Genomic DNA, 16,658 nt, shown 5'->3' on the forward strand with positions numbered 1-16,658 from the left:
TATTAGGCACGCCGCCAGCGTTCGTCCTGAGCCAGGATCAAACTCTCCATAAAAGTGTTTGACTTGCTCATTGTATTGCTGACGAGAATTTAATTCTCAATTCGCTTCATCATTTGTTCAGTTTTCAAGGAACTTTATGTTTTCAACTTGTTTCGAAGTGAATACTTGAATTAGTATATCTTATCGAATCATTGTTGTCAACATTTTTTATTTTTTGTTGTTTTTCAGAAGTTATCGTCGAAACAACAAAAATTAATGTACCACATTTCCGAAGAGTTATGCAACAAGCAAAATATTACAACAAAATGAGACTAACTCTGCAATCCATTATGAATTCACCCTTAAAGACTTTATTAAGCATATTGTTTGGAGACAAAAACCATCAATCCTATTCTCCATATGTTTTATTATCTATGTGTTAAAACCTTTACTGTAGTTTTACCTCTTAGTTAGCTTTGTACTTGCCGCAATTCTTCTAAACGACTTTACATAGTCCCTCATTCATTTCGTAACCAGTCCACCTAGATAAATAATTGAAGGAAGACTACTAGAACTCCCCATACTAATAGTTACTTTTTCATAAACCAATATAATATTCCTATAAGTTACTGTAGTTACATGGCATTCGTTTCTTCTAATTAAGCTGGCACATACAACGGCTTTGTCTTATCTAAACATCATTTTACATATTCTATTCGATCTTTCTTATTCGATAAATATCCATAAAAAAGAGAGTAAAGCTCAAACGCTCTACTCTCGTTATCTCTCTGCATTATGTCGCAGGGTTGAGGGCTTCCTCTAGTAGACGAACAAACTCATTCTCATCTGTAATTACGGGGATGCCGAGCTGATCTGCTTTAGCCAGCTTGCTGCCGGCCTTTTCACCTGCAATAACAAGATCCGTCTTCTTGGATACACTGCCTGTAACTTTAGCTCCGCAAGCTTCCAGTTTGGACGTTGCCTCATCGCGAGTCAACAGCTGCAACGAGCCTGTAAGCACAACCGTTTTGCCATAGAACATGGATTCGGTATTAACTTCAACTGGCTCAGCAGGACCTTGCGGGGATACACCAAGTGCAAGCATTTGTTCAATCGAACTGCGATTGAGTGGGTCTACAAAATAACCAGAAATGCTCTCTGCAACAATCCCCCCTACGTCTTGAAGCTGTATTAACTCCTCTGGCGCGGCCGCCATAACCGCCTCTAAGCTTCTATAATGATCCGCTAGCGCACGTGTCGTTGTTTTCCCCGTATTCGGAATGCCGAGGGCAAAGAGGAAGGACGCAAGCTCTCTAGTCTTCGAATCGTCGATTGCTTTCAGGAGGTTATTTGCTTTTTTCTCCCCAAAGCGATTGAGCCCTACTAATTGATCAAAGGTTAGAGCAAAAAGATCCGCGGGATCACGAACTTCGAGCTCATCATAGAGCTGCTCTGCTGTCATCACACTGAATGTCTCAATATCCATCGCATCGCGGGAAGCAAAATGCGCGAGTCGGGCAACAATTTGCGGCTTACAGCCGAGTCGATTGTTACAGAAAAGATGTGCCCCTCGCATCTCAAGCTCGGATCCACAGGATGGGCAGTGCGTAGGGTAAACGATCTCTTCCCCGTCCCGCTCGTCTGTTACCTTGCCGAGAATCTCAGGGATGACGTCATTGGATCTACGAATGAATACACGGGAACCGAGGGCGTGCTTCAGGTTCTTGCGTTCAATATCACCGATATTATTGAGTGTACAGTTCTGTACCGTCACGCCTGCGAGCTCAACCGCTTCAACGCGTGCAACAGGTGTAATCTTGCCTGTACGACCGACTTCCCAGCTGACGGATTCGAGAACTGTCGTTGTCTCCTCCGCTTCAAATTTGAAGGCAACAGCCCAGCGCGGGAACTTATCCGTATATCCCAACACCTCACGCGTACGCATATCGGTCAATTTGACCACGGCACCATCAATTAAGAAATCAAACGTGCTGCGCTGCTCCTGGATACGATTCAGCTCAGCCATGACTTCTTCTATGGTATTGAAATAAGTGACATGCGGGCTTACTTTGAAATGACTGTCTTTCAGAAACTGAATCATCTCTTGGTGGTTCTCGAAACGGATATCACTGGCATACCCGACATTGTAGAAAAAGGCGTTCAGCTTACGCGTTGCCGTAACCTGCGGATTCAAGTTGCGAAGGGCGCCTGCTGCCGCGTTTCTCGCATTTTTCAGAGGCTCCGCTGCTGTCTGATTGTAAGCTTCAAGAACAGAAAGGTTCATCATCCCTTCGCCCTGCACCTCGATCGTCCCTTCTTTAAAAGGAATCGTGAGCGGTACAGATCGAATCGTCTTTACTTGAGGAAGGATCGCTTCCCCCGTCACACCATTGCCTCGCGTTGCTGCTTGCACCAATACTCCATCCGTATAAGTCAAATTCAATGTAAGCCCATCGAATTTCAACTCAACGGCGAAGCTCGGGTCTGGAAGTGGCGTTTGATCAGGATTCTTGGTGTTGTAGTCTTGCACAAGCTTTACAACCCGCTGATGCCATTGCAGCAAATCCTCGGTATCCTGAGCCTTATCCAAGCTCCACAAGCGTGATAAATGCCGGTGTGGAGTAAATCCGCTTAACAGCTCTCCACCTACACGCTGCGTTGGCGAGTTCGGGAGAATAACCCCCGTTTCTTTTTCAAGAGCCGCCAATTCGTCGTATAGCGCGTCATACTCTTTATCGCTAATGATCGGATTATCTAAGGTGTAATATTGATAGTTGTAAGTAAAAAGCTCTTGAACGAGCTCTTGCATGCGCGCTTCAAGCTTAGGATCGATAGCGTGATTACTCATCCGCGGGAATTCCCCTTCCTTTAATCAGATCTTGCTTTGATTACCACGTTATAAGTCGTTAATATTACTGGTTCAGCCATTAGTAAGGCTTATATGCTATAAAACTTCTCTTCATATGTAACACGCCCGACAGAATCAGGCCATTCGACCTTGCCGAGCGTGATGGATTCATGATGTAAACAGCCAATGTGTGTACCCGCGAGGATCTCTCGCTCATTTTATAATAAACTCGAACAGGAATAAACTTCATAGATAAGCTTATAGGGCAGCACTGAAATTAATAACGAGATTGTACTCATGCTACTGTCATTTTGCCCTTGATTTGTTCACCCTACACCTTCGTAATAGGTGCAAAGGCGGCCAGCAATCGCTTCAAGCCGACAGGAGCAGGAAACGCAATTTGAAGCTCTGTGTCTGTACCCGTGCCTTTTACGGATACAATGACCCCAGTTCCCCATTTTCCATGAGCAACTTTATCTCCTGCTTTAAAGCTCTGATCCCCTGCACCCTCTTGCTTCGCTTTATCTTGCGGAGAGGACACTGTGACGCGATTTGCCGTTGGCTTAGATGCTGGTCCAAGACCAGGCACGGCACTGCTTCTAGACATGCCACCTTGCGCACCATAAGACTGGCGCGCTCCAAATGAAGAAGAGCCCGCTCCTGGAGCACCTGATGAAGGATGGCCGCTATTGCCGCCACTATAACCCAATCCTCTTCCACCGTAAGCTGAAGAAGCCGCCTGACGGCCAAATCGGTCAAATCGCTCATAGCGAGCGCCGCCTGTAGGCGAAGTACTTTCGAGCAATTCCTCGGGTATTTCTCTTAGGAAGCGTGAAGGCTGATTGGCATTGGTTCGGCCAAATAAAGTCCGTGTTCTTGCACAGGTAAGGAATAGCTTCTTCTCAGCACGAGTAATCCCTACATAGGCGAGTCGGCGCTCCTCTTCTAGCTCCTCATTGTCGGTAAAGGCCCGACTGTGAGGGAATACGCCCTCCTCCATTCCGATGATGAATACGACAGGGAACTCCAGTCCCTTTGCACTGTGCATCGTCATCAAAATGACAGCATCCTCAGGCGATTCATCCGGATCGTCTCCCAAAGAGTCTATGTCGGCAATCAGCGCAAGATCTGTTAAGAATGAGACAAGAGTCTTATCGTCACTGCGCTTCTCGAACTCTTGCGTAACAGATAGGAACTCCTCAATATTCTCTACACGCGCTTTGGATTCAAGTGTATTCTCACGTTGAAGCTCAAGCTTATACTCCGTCAGCTCCAACATCTTCTGTGTAAGATCCGTAACCGACAGGTACTCCTGCATCCGAGTAAGATTGAGCATCATCTCGTGGAAGTCACGGAGGGTATTCTTCGTACGAGGCGCGATATCCAATAGGTCCATATCATCAATAACCTTCATCATGGATACACCGCGCTCTGTAGCGGCTTCTGACAGCTTCGCAATCGTCGTCGCCCCAATGCCCCGCTTCGGTACGTTAACAATGCGTTCCAAGCTGATATCATCATCCGGGTTCGAAATCAGTCTCAAATAAGCCAGGATATCCTTGATCTCTTTGCGATCATAGAACTTGATCCCGCCCACGATCTGATAAGGGATCTCCGCCTTGATGAGAATTTCCTCGATGACACGGGACTGGGCATTCGTACGATAAAGAATCGCATGATCGCTAAAGTGCATGCCGCTCATTTGATTTTTCTTGATTTCGCCGGTTACAAAATAACCCTCATCATGCTCTGTATCTGCTTGATACAGCTTAATCAGGTCCCCCTCATCACTGTCCGTCCACAGCTTCTTCGGCTTGCGACCGGTATTATTATTAATAACTCCGTTAGCTGCGTTCAGGATATTCGCTGTTGAACGATAATTCTGCTCCAACAGAATCGTCGTCGCATTGGGATAGTCCTCTTCAAAGTTCAGGATGTTCGTGATATCCGCACCACGCCAACGATAGATCGACTGGTCGCTATCCCCTACCACGCAAATATTTTGATGCTGATCCGCGAGCATGCGGCAGAGCATATACTGCGCACGGTTCGTATCCTGGTACTCGTCCACGTGAATGTATTTGAATTTGCGCTGGTAGTGTTCGAGCACATCCTGCTCATCCTTAAACAGCTGAATCGTGGTCATGATCAGATCGTCAAAATCAAGCGAGTTGTTGGACTTCAGGCGCTTCTGGTAGCTCTTATATACCTTTGCGACAATATCATCAAAATAATCGCCGACACGCTCTTCAAAGCGTTTTGGCGTAATCAGTTCATTTTTCGCCGTGCTGATTGCAGCTTGAACAGACTTCGGATCGAACTTTTTCGTATCGATATTCAGATCCTTCATGCAGCCCCGTACAACGGATAGTTGATCCGCAGAGTCTAGAATCGTGAAGTTGGAGGAGAAGCCGAGACGTTCAATATCTTTGCGAAGAATGCGTACACACATCGAGTGGAAGGTGGATACCCAAATGTCGTGCCCTTCCTTGCCTACAAGGTGTGAAACCCGCTCCTGCATCTCACGAGCGGCTTTGTTTGTAAAGGTGATGGCTAGAATGCTCCATGGGGCAGCTTTTCTCGTTGCAATCAGATTCGCAATGCGGTGCGTAAGCACGCGTGTCTTACCCGAACCCGCTCCGGCCATGATGAGCAGAGGGCCGTCTGTCTTCTCAACCGCTCGGCGCTGCTCTGGATTCAGCCGTTCGATCGCTTTCTCGATGTCCTCGGCAAGCTTCATCGACTTCCTAGGATCCTCGATATTTTCCAGAAATTCAAACATAAGTCCTTCTCCCCTTTCAGAAGCATGGTTATGAATCTATATCAACCTGGTAATGTAGGATGGTAATGGTTAACGATAGATTAAGCAATAAGTTTAAGCTGAAGAATACCATTTTTAAGTGGTTGCTCTCAATGTATCATGAATGGTTATGGCGTTTCATTGATTATGTTAGGTTCTAAAGATAAAGCTATAAGCAGACAGATGATTAAAAACAAATGAGCACCTGCTGTTAGCTAGATGCAAGATGATTTAGGCATCTTAGTTGACTTAGCCCACAACATTGTTGATGAATCTGGATATAAAGTGTCTTATTAAACTAAACTAGGTGGAACTCCCCTTTACCGCAGCAACTGTATCTAACCCTGCTTGCAGATTATCATACAAAATATTGCCGACCACAATCGTGTCTGCCACCGCAGCTGCAGCTTGAGCTTGCTCCTTGGTTGCAATACCGCCGCCATAAAGGACATGAGCGCTGCTTGCCGCCGCCTTGATCTGCTTCACCGTCTCCATATCTCCAAAGGTTCCGCTATATTCTGCATAAATGATCGGAAGCCGCATCAGCTTGTCCGCAATATGGGCATAGGCTGCTGCTTCTTTGGCAGTCAACTGAGCATTCGCTTCGCTCACCTTCGCCGCTGTCGCCTCTGGATTCAGAATAATGTAGCCCTCTGGGATAATTAGCTCCCAAGGCATCATATAGCCATACTGTTCAATGGCACGCTTATGCTGGCCTACCAGCCATTCTGTGCTCGTCGTATTCAAAACCATCGGGATAAAGTACGCATCAAATCCCGGCACAACCGCATCCAGGTCAGAGACTTCCTGGACGACCGGCAATTCATATCTGCGTATCCTTGACATAAGGTCTACGGTGTTCTCAAAGGTGATCCCACTGGAACCTCCGACCATAATCGCATCTGTCCCTGACATGCAGATGTGTTCCAGTGCACTGTCGTCGATGTCTTTATCCGGATCGAGCTTAAACACGTGGCGCCACTCGTGTAAATGTATGATATCTATCGCGTTCATTCCTTTTGCGGAAGCTTTCACTTGTTCTTTCCTCCACTCTACGGCTGTCTTTATGTGATGTTGATGTTTAGTGTCAGTGGTTCGTTAATTCGGAATCACTTCAGTTGAGTAAATCAAGTTCATTGAACCGAACTTCATGTTTGCTAAAGAAGCATAACAAGATAAGTCTAAGACAGGGAGTATAGGGTGTCAATGAAGGGTTGCTGGTATAAACGTTAGCACAGTTCATGGTAACAGTGTATAAGATTGCGTTAGGCAGAACATGTGATTGAATAGACCTGATAAGCAGTGGTGCGAATTAGTTATGACGTCAGATCTACAAGCCTGCTTCTGAATGCTGTCTCCATGCTTTTGATGCAATTTTTTTGATGACAAAAGGTTGCTGAGTTATTTTACTGAGTTGGCATTCTTTTGAAAACATGCGACTCCATGCGCAAAAAGCAGAATATATGTTCTGATTTCATTGTACAAAAAGAGCTTCCTCTTGTCACGAAGAAGCTTGTCTTTAGGTTATCTATGAGATAGCGCTACAGATGGCTAGTATGAAGATTGCTCTGTATACAGCTTCCATTTATAGAAGTAGAAGTACGAGCAATTAAGTATTTGTATCAAGTATTGACGATGATAGCCTATATGATCCAGTTCACAATCATAATAATTACCAACCATAGAATGGCACCTAGCAGGATACCATTAAGCCAGCCTCGGCCAGTAGCTGCTTCTTCATCTTCCATCTCATCGTGAAATCTCTGCATAAAATCAGCTCCCCATAAGAGATTGTATTCTCAGTGTGGGGAGCTTGTGCATCTTTTTATACATGATGTTTTTGTTGAAAAGTTAAAAGTGAATGATTGCGGTACATGATTCACATTCTTCAAAATTAAGGAAACTCAGTTCCTAATATGCATTTTTATTAACGAAGCCGTTCCAGATCGTCTTCCAAATGATTTTAATATCAAATAATAAAGACCAATTTTCAATATAAAAGATGTCATGGCGGATTCTCTCTTCAATGGAGGTATCGCCTCTTAAACCGTTGCTCTGGGCCCAACCAGTGATTCCAGGGCGTACATGATGCTTCACCATATACTTAGGAACTTCCTCCTTAAATTGCTCCACGAAGTACGGACGCTCTGGGCGAGGGCCTACAACACTCATATGTCCAAACAGAACGTTGAAGAACTGAGGCAATTCGTCTAGACTCGTTTTGCGTAACAAGCTGCCGAACTTCGTTTTGCGCGGATCATCTGCTGTCGTCCACTGAGTGTCTGCCACTTGATCAGAACTGACCTTCATGGAACGGAATTTGTACATATAGAAGTTTCTGCGATTTAATCCAACGCGCTCTTGTTTGAATAAAATTGGACCTGGAGAGGTGAGTTTGATTCCAATGGCGATAAACAATAGCACTGGTGATGTAATCATGATTGCGATCAGTGCAAAGGCAATGTCGAACATTCTTTTCAGTATGCGGTTGCTCATAAGATCAAGCGGAATATCCCGAACGTTAATTAATGGCATGCCAGCAAAATTATCGAAAGTCGGTCGCGCAGGCAAGTAATCAAAGAAATCTGGGATAATCAGCGTGCGTACGCCTGCTTTTTCACATGCATGTATGATATATGGAAACTTGTGATGTGCTTCTAGAGGAAGTGCGATGATAACCTCATCGATAAGCCTGTTCTCAATGATCTTGGAAAGATCTCTCAGCGTGCCTAGAATCGGCTTGTACTTCTGCTCATCAAATTCAGATTGAAGATCACCGTATTGATCATCTAGGAAACCAATCACATCATACCCCATTTCAGGGTGTTGTCTCAGTTTATCATAAAATCTTTTCCCCAGACTTCCAGCTCCGAGGATAAGAACGTACTGCTTGTTATAGCCCTTCTCCCGGAAATGCCGTAGCACCTGCTTCACACCATAGCGATAGATAAGAATCGCCAAGACATTACCTACCATGTAGATCGCTAGATACTCACGAGAAATGTGCACCGCTTTAAAGAAGAAGAGCAAGCTCAAAAGAACAAATAGGCTGATTAAATGCACCTGAATAATACGGAAGAAGTCATCCGCAAATCGCTTTTTGCGCTTCGGCGAGTAGAATGCACTCATCATCCCGATTATGACCGCGATCACCCCGTAGATAAGACTCCACTTTGCATATTGGGTAATCGGCAGCGGATTATCATGCGCCATCAACCCACTCTGGAATTTGATCCAATATGCGAACAGGAACATCACCTGAATGACGGTATAGTCCGCTAAAATATACAGTTGTGTGAGAAAACGCTGGTTCTTACGTAACAAGAAGGTTCACCTCGTAGAGGATGTTTTACTTTTTGATCGGGTCTGACATTGAAATGACAACCATCCATGCATGTTTGCGAAGGAATGGGAACACCGAAAACAGAATTGTATCGATCCCATCGCAAAAGCGAACCAATCCTTTAAAAAACTTATACTTGCGGAAAGGACTGCATGCCAATGTAGCTAAGAAGAAATATTTCGTCTCAACCTTATTAAAGAATTGACTCGCTAATTTAATATCAGATACAAACAATGGGTGCTCATCTTCCGTACGAATTCCCGGTGTACGGTTGCGATACCAGTTGATCAATGGGTTATGACCTAATGGTTCTGTAAATATAGCAAGCCCGTCCGGTTTAAGCGTTCGGGATAGCTCTTGATATGATTTCGATAAATCGAGATGATGAAGAATACCGTTGCCGCAGATGACATCAAACGAATTGTCCTGAAATTCAAGCTGTTCGGCATCCATCACAAGAAACTCCATTTTGTGGGCTAGTCCTTCACGTACTGCGCGATCATTCGCCTGCTCTATTGCCACATCAGATATATCGATCCCTCGAGCAAATGTTGCACCCTTATGGGCAAGTAAATAAGAAAAACTACTCAATCCACAACCATATTCCAGTACTTGACCACCTTTACTGCGGTTTACCAAAATACTCCTATAGTAATCCAGTAACTTCTTTGTTATTGAATAAAAATGCTCATTCGCTCTTTCTCGAGCTTCATTATCTCCACCAAAAACTTTATTGTGAAATTCCTTTTCGCTCGTGATCTTTTTGCTCATGGAAAGTAGGGTCCCCTTGTACAGTTTATGTATTGACTTTTCTCTTCAAGATACGATTTTGGATGAATGAGAAGATAAATTTAGTCCATATGCCTGTGAAAACAAGGCCATTGGTCAACATTGAATATTTCTGTCGATAGTGCTTGCAGTGGAATAAATGCATTGCACGATGAAACTCATATACGATTTTATACGGTTTCCTGCGACTGCTAGCACCCTTGTAGTGTATGATCTTCGTTTCGGCCACATAGTAGATTTGCCAACCTGACGCTTTTATCCGGTAACACCAATCAATATCTTCGCCATACATGAAAAACTCTTCGTCCAACATGCCTACCTGGTCAATCGCCTCACGCCGAACCATCATAAATGCGCCAACTAAACAATCGATAGGATACGTCTCATCTGGACTTAGGTAACCAAGCTGATATTGATTAAAACGTGGTGTGGTTGGGAAAAGTTTTGCAATCCCAAAAGCATAATAGAAAGAAGCCGACGGCGTAGGGAATCCCCTACGACAGGCTTTGTCTAGCGAACCATCGGGCAGCACGACCTTGCAACCAGATGCCCCACTGTCAGGATGGGCATCCATAAACGCAATCATCGTGTTCAACGTAAATGGTTCCACGATTGTATCAGAATTAAGCAGTAGGATGTATCGACCCTGGGCTATGCGGATACCTTGATTGTTGGCACGCGAGAAACCGGCATTATCGTCGTTGACAATCAGATGCGCTTGCGGGTATTCGGCTTGAATCTTCGATACTGAATCATCCGTAGAAGCATTATCGATCACGATCGCCTCATAAGTGTACGAAACCTGCGAACGAAATACCGATTGCAAGCAATCTAGCGTTAATTGTCGAGTATTGTAGTTAACAATAATAATACTTAAGTCCATTCATAATCTCCCATTCTACCGAGAGTTGCTCTAGCCATTATAGCATAGAAAAAGGATGGAATCCTTAAATCAACGAGGTTCACCAGATAATATTCCGTTTATGATTGGCTTGCAAATAGAGGGATATAGTGGTTTAAGAGATTTAGATATAATCAATTAATATTAGAATTTTAAATAACTGATTCTCAGTCCAAGATTGTCGAAATAACTTGGATTTTTTTAAATATCGAACCCGTTCTTTTAACGTTCCTCTTGGCGCAATAAACCACTCAAGCTGCTCTCTATACTCCTCGCTTATCATTTCACCATAATGTTTGTGAAATTCAATGGCCTGTTTTCGAAGCAGTCTATGACCCGAATGCTTTCGGAAACTTCTCCATTTATTCCTCCATTTTTGAATAAGCGTTTGATCTCCCCCAACTACATTACTTCCATGCTGCCGATACAATATAGATGGTTCTGGATCATACACCACTTCCCCAAAAGCAGAGAGACAAACATAAACCCACCAATCATGCATTTGCAAATTACGATAATCAATAGATTTACAGAGAAGTAGATCTCTCGCTTCTTTATTAATAACCATAGTGGCGCCCACGGCAATATTTTGAATCAACGCATTATAAAAGGATGGCTGTCTTACCGGAGGACTTGGCCATATTTTGATTGGATTTAACACTTCATCTGCTAATGTTGTTGACGAGAAATACATGGCGGGTTTATTGATTTGGCTTAGCTTTCGAACCGCTCGATCAACTTTATCAGGCAACCATACATCATCTTGATCGCAAAAGCAGTAATAAGCGGCCTGATCATCCGAATACTGAAGGAGCTCAAAAAAACTTTGAATTACACCGACATTTTCTCCTTTTAGTAATGCAATGCGATGTGATTCGTGACTAAGTATTTGCTCAAGGATATCGACCGTGCTATCTGTTGATCCATCATCTCGAGCCATTAAATGAATAGATGAATAGGTTTGATTCCTTATACTCGTAATTTGTTCTTGTACATAAGCTTCTCCATTATAAGTTGAAAGAAGTACCTGTACGCTCTCTTTCGCCATAGTCGATTCACCGTCTTTTTAAAGAAGTATGTTAGATTATATCTTATAGACGCAGATAATACGAATTGATTACCATAGAAAAAGACTGCTGGTCACAAACTTAATTGCGTCAACAGTCCTCAATATGTTAAATCTCATTTTTAATAAAATCCTGTAAAGCTTCTTTCCATGGACGTAAATCACGAAGCCCATTGGTGCGAATCGATAAATGCTCCATGATTGAGTTTTTAGGTCTTGGTGCTGGCCGCGGGAACTGTTCTGTTGTACATGGTAATAGTTCAGGTTTTAAACCAGCATAATCAAATATCGCTTGAGCAAATTCAAACCAGGAACAAAATTCCGTATTGGAGGCATGATAAACCCCATACAACTTGGTCTGAATCAATTCTTCCAAAAAATAAGCTAAATCAACCGTATAAGTAGGCGAGCCAAGCTGATCATTTACGACTTGTAACGAAGGCTTTTCTGCCCCTAGCTTTAACATCGTCTTTACAAAGTTATTGCCATGACTCCCGTATACCCATGATGTTCGAACAATGTAATACCTAGAAGATAATGTCTGTACGAGCTGCTCCCCAGCACGTTTCGATTTACCATAGACCGTCTGTGGATCGGTATTGTCATACTCTCGATAAGCTTTAGTAGAATGACCATCAAACACATAGTCCGTACTAATATAGCATACTTTAGCTCCGACCTTTTCAGCTGCGACTACAATATTGCGACTGCCAACAGCATTAACAAGATAGGCAGTATCCTCTTCCATCTCTGCAGCATCAACAGCCGTATAAGCCGCACAGTGAATTACTGCATCAGGTTGCAAATCAAGTATTACAGAGTTGCATTGTTCTTGATTGGTAATATCTAACCGATCCCTAGACAATCCATATACTTCGTGTCCTAGCTGATTAAAAATTCGAACAACATCCTGCCCCAACTGACCATTTGCACCTGTCACTAGAACTTTCATCCTAATCACCTAGACGTCCACCATATTGTTTTTCATAATATTCTTGATATGCGCCTGACTGAATGCGTGTCCACCAGTCTTTATGTTCCAGATACCAAGCAATGGTTTTTTGAATTCCAGTCTCGAAATTATACTTCGGCTGCCAGCCTAGTTCATTGCGAATTTTTGTTGCGTCAATAGCATAACGACGATCATGCCCAGGGCGATCAGCCACATAAGTAATCAATGATTTAGGCTTGTCCAGTGCTTCAAGAATGGTTTCAACAATTTGAATGTTCTTTCTTTCATTGTTGCCGCCTACATTATATACCTCTCCACTGATTCCCTTATGAATAACTAAATCAATCGCGCTGCAGTGATCCTCAACATACAGCCAGTCACGAATATTCAGACCATCCCCGTAAACTGGTAGTTGTTTATCATTTAGTGCGTTCGAAATCATAAGCGGAATTAGCTTCTCAGGAAAATGATATGGACCATAATTGTTAGAACAGCGCGTAATGTTCACATTCATACCAAAGGTTTCGTGATATGCACGCACAAGTAAATCTCCACCTGTTTTACTAGCAGAATACGGACTATTCGGTGCAAGTGGAGTCGTCTCCGTGAACATTCCTGTATCTCCTAGAGTCCCATATACTTCATCTGTTGAGATTTGTACGTATTTTTTAACGTTATACTTACGGGCTGCGTCCAGTAGAACTTGCGTCCCCATCACATTCGTTTGCACGAATATGCCCGGTTCTAGAATACTGCGGTCCACATGAGACTCAGCTGCAAAATTCACTACGATATCTACACCATTCCGGAAGATTCCGTCTACATTTTGAGCATCCGAAATATCTCCTTTAATGAAGGTATAGTTCGGCTTATGTTCTACTTCCAATAAGTTTTCAAGATTTCCAGCGTATGTGAGGGCATCCAAATTGATGATATGATAATTTGGATATTTGTTCACCATATAATAAACAAAATTACTCCCAATAAAGCCCGCTCCACCAGTCACTAATAGCTTCAACAGAATCCCCCCTTTAATCAAATTTAATATCTGCATCTCGCAATAACGGATGCTTCATATCCTTATCTGACAATATTGGGTGATCCGTTGGCCAGTCAATCCCTAATACTGGATCATTCCATAAGATGCCGCGGTCATGTTCCGGCGAATAGAGTGCATCAACTTTATACAGTACCTCTGTATTCGGTTCAGTCGTACAAAATCCATGGGCAAAACCCTTCGGCACTAATAATTGCCGTTTATTCTCTGCACTTAAATGTACACCGACCCATTGACCAAAGTTAGGCGAATTCCGCCGAATGTCGACAACAACATCATAAATTGCGCCTTTAACGACACGAACAAGTTTAGTTTGTGCCTTAGGGTTTAATTGGTAATGCAAGCCGCGAATTACTCCTTTTTCTACGGAAAGAGAATGGTTGTCTTGGATAAATAGATAGTCCATATGATATGCAAGAAACTTCTCTCTGTTGTAACTCTCCATAAAAAAACCGCGATGGTCACTATAAACCGCGGGTTCGATGATTTTGACATCAGTTAATTTTGTTTCGTGAACGTTCATTTCTACACCTCTATAACTTTAGCTTACCATACTCTTCGGACAAAGTGATATCTTTGGCCAACTCGTTTGCCTTTGCCCAAGAAGCATGCGTGCCTGCATCCGTCCACCACCCCTGAAGAATATCATAAGTAAGTTCACCACGTTCAATATATGCATTATTAACATCCGTTATTTCCAATTCACCTCTAGTAGAAGGCTTAAGAGTTTTTACAATTTCAAACACAGAACTATCATACATATATATTCCTGTAACCGCAAAGTTACTCTTCGGAGCCTTCGGTTTTTCTTCAATGGAAACAATATAGTTTTCATTTAATTCTGCAACACCATAACGTTGCGGATCATGAACTGCTTGCAAAAGGATTTTTGCACCTTTATGCTGTTGTTCGAAATTGTTTACGTAGTTCTCAATATTCTCTTCAAATACGTTGTCTCCTAGAATAATAACCATCTGATCATCACCAACAAATTGCTCCGCAAGGCCTAGTGCTTGAGCTATACCTCCTGCCTCATCTTGTACCTTATAGGTAAAAGAGAGGCCTAAATCGCGTCCACTCCCAAGGAGATTGACAACATCACCCATGTGCTCTTTACCAGTAACAACAAGAATGTCGTAAATTTTTGCTTTCTTTAGCTTATTAATTGCATGAAATATCATAGGATACTTCCCAACGGGAAGTAAATGCTTGTTCGTTACTTTAGTTAATGGAAAAAGACGCGAGCCGGTACCACCAGCTAAAATAATTCCTTTCATGAGGTTCACCTCTATATCAAATTCTTAAATAAATGACGAGTGAATCGAGTTGAAATTTAAAAAACGCTTACTTTAATCTAAACATCTAAAGAATGATTAACCCTTCTACTTATGTTAACATATTAGGCGTCGGTGGCCAGCAATTTGTTTTAAATGGGGGATTTTGTGAACAACAAGAATATCTTCAACCAACATTACTAGATCGATCAACACACAATCATATATACTTCTCTTTTAGAAGCCCTCCAAACGCCGACACCGTTTTGGTGTTTATCTATTTACACAAGATATTTTACGCTCTCGTAGCGTTAAGGGAGAATATCAATTTGAAAATTATTAAATTACTTGGCAATTTTTTTTTACTTCCATTGTATTGGTTATCCTATATCGTTCCTAGAGATAAAAACATTTGGGTTTTTGGTTCGTGGTTCGGAACAAGATATTCAGACAGCAGTCGATATGTATTTGAATACATATACGAAACGGAACCTGGAATCAGGGCCATCTGGCTCACAAGAAAAAAAGCAATTGTTAATGAACTGCGCAAAAGTGGTTATGAAGCATATTCTATCTATTCTATTAAAGGGTACTGGTTAACTTGCAGAGCTGCAGTTGCTATTTTTACGGTTAATATAGCCGATGTAAATACATTAGGTGCCTCGAAGCTTTTAAAATTTCAATTGTGGCATGGAATCCCATTAAAAAAAATTGTTCATGATGATCAATACAATTCATCTAAAAACAAGAGTAATTTCTTCACACTGCTCACTAAAATCAAATCTATATTGTTACCACATTTAAACGTGTTTGACCAATGGGATGTTGTTACATCAACAAGCCCAAAAGTTAGCAAGATTTTCGAATCAGCTTTTCGATTACATGAGAGTAAAATTTTCGAAACAGGAACTCCCAGAGCAGATGTCATTTTAACAAAGAATACTGTTTCACCCGAAGTCTTATCTTTCAAAACAAATAAAATATCAATTAAACACAGGATTGGTTATTTTCCAACACATCGCAAAAATGCCAAACAATTATCTATATTTATAAACTCAATCAATAATTCTAGACTAATCCAATTCTTAGAGGAACAGGAATCAGTACTATATATCAAACTTCATTATTACAATCTTGAGAAACATGTACATGAAATTAGCTCTCCAAGGATAGTTTTATTAAAAGAGGATGATATATCTGATATCAATTATCTCCTCCCTTGGATAGATATTCTTATTACCGATTATTCAAGTGTCTACTATGATTTTCTATTACTCAACAGACCCATAATATTCACCCCCTTTGACTTAGATGAATATCTGAGCATCGATCGAGAATTATATGGTGAATATAATGAACTAACTCCTGGCCCAAAATGTACGACATGGAATATGGTTGTTGAGGAGTTATACCAGTTAAAAAAGCATAATGATAAGTATTATAAATTTCGAACCAATATGAAGAAAGAATACTATTCTCATGTAGATATGAACAACTCGCAAAGAGTAGTACAAACAATAAGAGATTTAATTCAGAACTCCCGTTAGTCTATTAAGACTTTGGATATCCTAAATATGATGAAAATAAATCTGAATACCTAAACAGAACTATTTGAAGAGTTCGTATGTTTTTCTTAAATAAACTAACCT

General features: G+C 42.1%; 13 protein-coding genes. 1 reads left to right on the forward strand and 12 read right to left on the reverse strand.

The genetic code is table 11. The features are described 5' to 3' along the window. Positions 1 to 772: 772 nt before the first annotated feature. The 12 genes from ligA to I2H74_RS08830 form a co-directional block, all read right to left on the reverse strand. Positions 773 to 2,827, reverse strand: a complete 2,055-nt coding sequence (ligA, locus tag I2H74_RS08780) for an NAD-dependent DNA ligase LigA (protein WP_229106522.1) — start codon at positions 2,825 to 2,827, stop codon at positions 773 to 775. Between the two features lie 331 nt (positions 2,828 to 3,158). After that, entirely contained in the window at positions 3,159 to 5,609 is a 2,451-nt protein-coding gene (gene pcrA, locus I2H74_RS08785) for a DNA helicase PcrA (RefSeq protein WP_195573500.1), read from the reverse strand. Between the two features lie 321 nt (positions 5,610 to 5,930). Continuing rightward, positions 5,931 to 6,641 (reverse strand): heptaprenylglyceryl phosphate synthase, encoded by a 711-nt coding sequence (locus tag I2H74_RS08790; RefSeq protein WP_195574035.1) that lies wholly within the window; start codon positions 6,639 to 6,641, stop codon positions 5,931 to 5,933. A 629-nt stretch (positions 6,642 to 7,270) separates the two neighbouring features. Continuing rightward, positions 7,271 to 7,396 (reverse strand): hypothetical protein, encoded by a 126-nt coding sequence (locus I2H74_RS25000; RefSeq protein ID WP_267490726.1) that lies wholly within the window; start codon positions 7,394 to 7,396, stop codon positions 7,271 to 7,273. 142 nt (positions 7,397 to 7,538) lie between these two features. After that, positions 7,539 to 8,951: an undecaprenyl-phosphate glucose phosphotransferase gene (locus I2H74_RS08795; protein ID WP_195573502.1), complete on the reverse strand. Its 1,413-nt coding sequence runs from the start codon at positions 8,949 to 8,951 to the stop codon at positions 7,539 to 7,541. A gap of 25 nt (positions 8,952 to 8,976) precedes the next feature. Next, a complete protein-coding gene (locus tag I2H74_RS08800) occupies positions 8,977 to 9,741 on the reverse strand; it encodes a class I SAM-dependent methyltransferase (RefSeq protein ID WP_195573504.1) in 765 nt (254 codons plus the stop codon). A 25-nt stretch (positions 9,742 to 9,766) separates the two neighbouring features. Then, positions 9,767 to 10,642, reverse strand: a complete 876-nt coding sequence (locus tag I2H74_RS08805) for a glycosyltransferase family 2 protein (RefSeq protein WP_195573506.1) — start codon at positions 10,640 to 10,642, stop codon at positions 9,767 to 9,769. 142 nt (positions 10,643 to 10,784) lie between these two features. After that, entirely contained in the window at positions 10,785 to 11,708 is a 924-nt protein-coding gene (locus I2H74_RS08810) for a glycosyltransferase family 2 protein (RefSeq protein WP_195573508.1), read from the reverse strand. Between the two features lie 127 nt (positions 11,709 to 11,835). Further along, a complete protein-coding gene (gene rfbD / locus I2H74_RS08815; RefSeq protein ID WP_195573510.1) occupies positions 11,836 to 12,678 on the reverse strand; it encodes a dTDP-4-dehydrorhamnose reductase in 843 nt (280 codons plus the stop codon). A 1-nt stretch (position 12,679) separates the two neighbouring features. Beyond that, complete coding sequence (gene rfbB / locus I2H74_RS08820) at positions 12,680 to 13,696, reverse strand: dTDP-glucose 4,6-dehydratase (protein ID WP_195573512.1); 1,017 nt, start codon at positions 13,694 to 13,696, stop codon at positions 12,680 to 12,682. A 13-nt stretch (positions 13,697 to 13,709) separates the two neighbouring features. Beyond that, the gene (gene rfbC, locus I2H74_RS08825) at positions 13,710 to 14,258 is read right to left on the reverse strand and encodes a dTDP-4-dehydrorhamnose 3,5-epimerase (RefSeq protein WP_195573514.1); all 549 of its coding nucleotides are present in this window, start codon (positions 14,256 to 14,258) and stop codon (positions 13,710 to 13,712) included. Between the two features lie 10 nt (positions 14,259 to 14,268). Beyond that, positions 14,269 to 15,012 (reverse strand): sugar phosphate nucleotidyltransferase, encoded by a 744-nt coding sequence (locus tag I2H74_RS08830; RefSeq protein WP_195573516.1) that lies wholly within the window; start codon positions 15,010 to 15,012, stop codon positions 14,269 to 14,271. Between the two features lie 326 nt (positions 15,013 to 15,338). On the opposite strand from I2H74_RS08830, the gene I2H74_RS08835 reads away from it, so the two are divergent. Next, positions 15,339 to 16,556, forward strand: coding sequence for a CDP-glycerol glycerophosphotransferase family protein (locus I2H74_RS08835; protein ID WP_195573518.1), 1,218 nt, complete (start codon positions 15,339 to 15,341; stop codon positions 16,554 to 16,556). Positions 16,557 to 16,658: the final 102 nt, after the last annotated feature.

The sequence above is a fragment of the Paenibacillus sp. 1001270B_150601_E10 genome (assembly GCF_015558675.1).
Lineage (GTDB): Bacteria > Bacillota > Bacilli > Paenibacillales > Paenibacillaceae > Paenibacillus_B.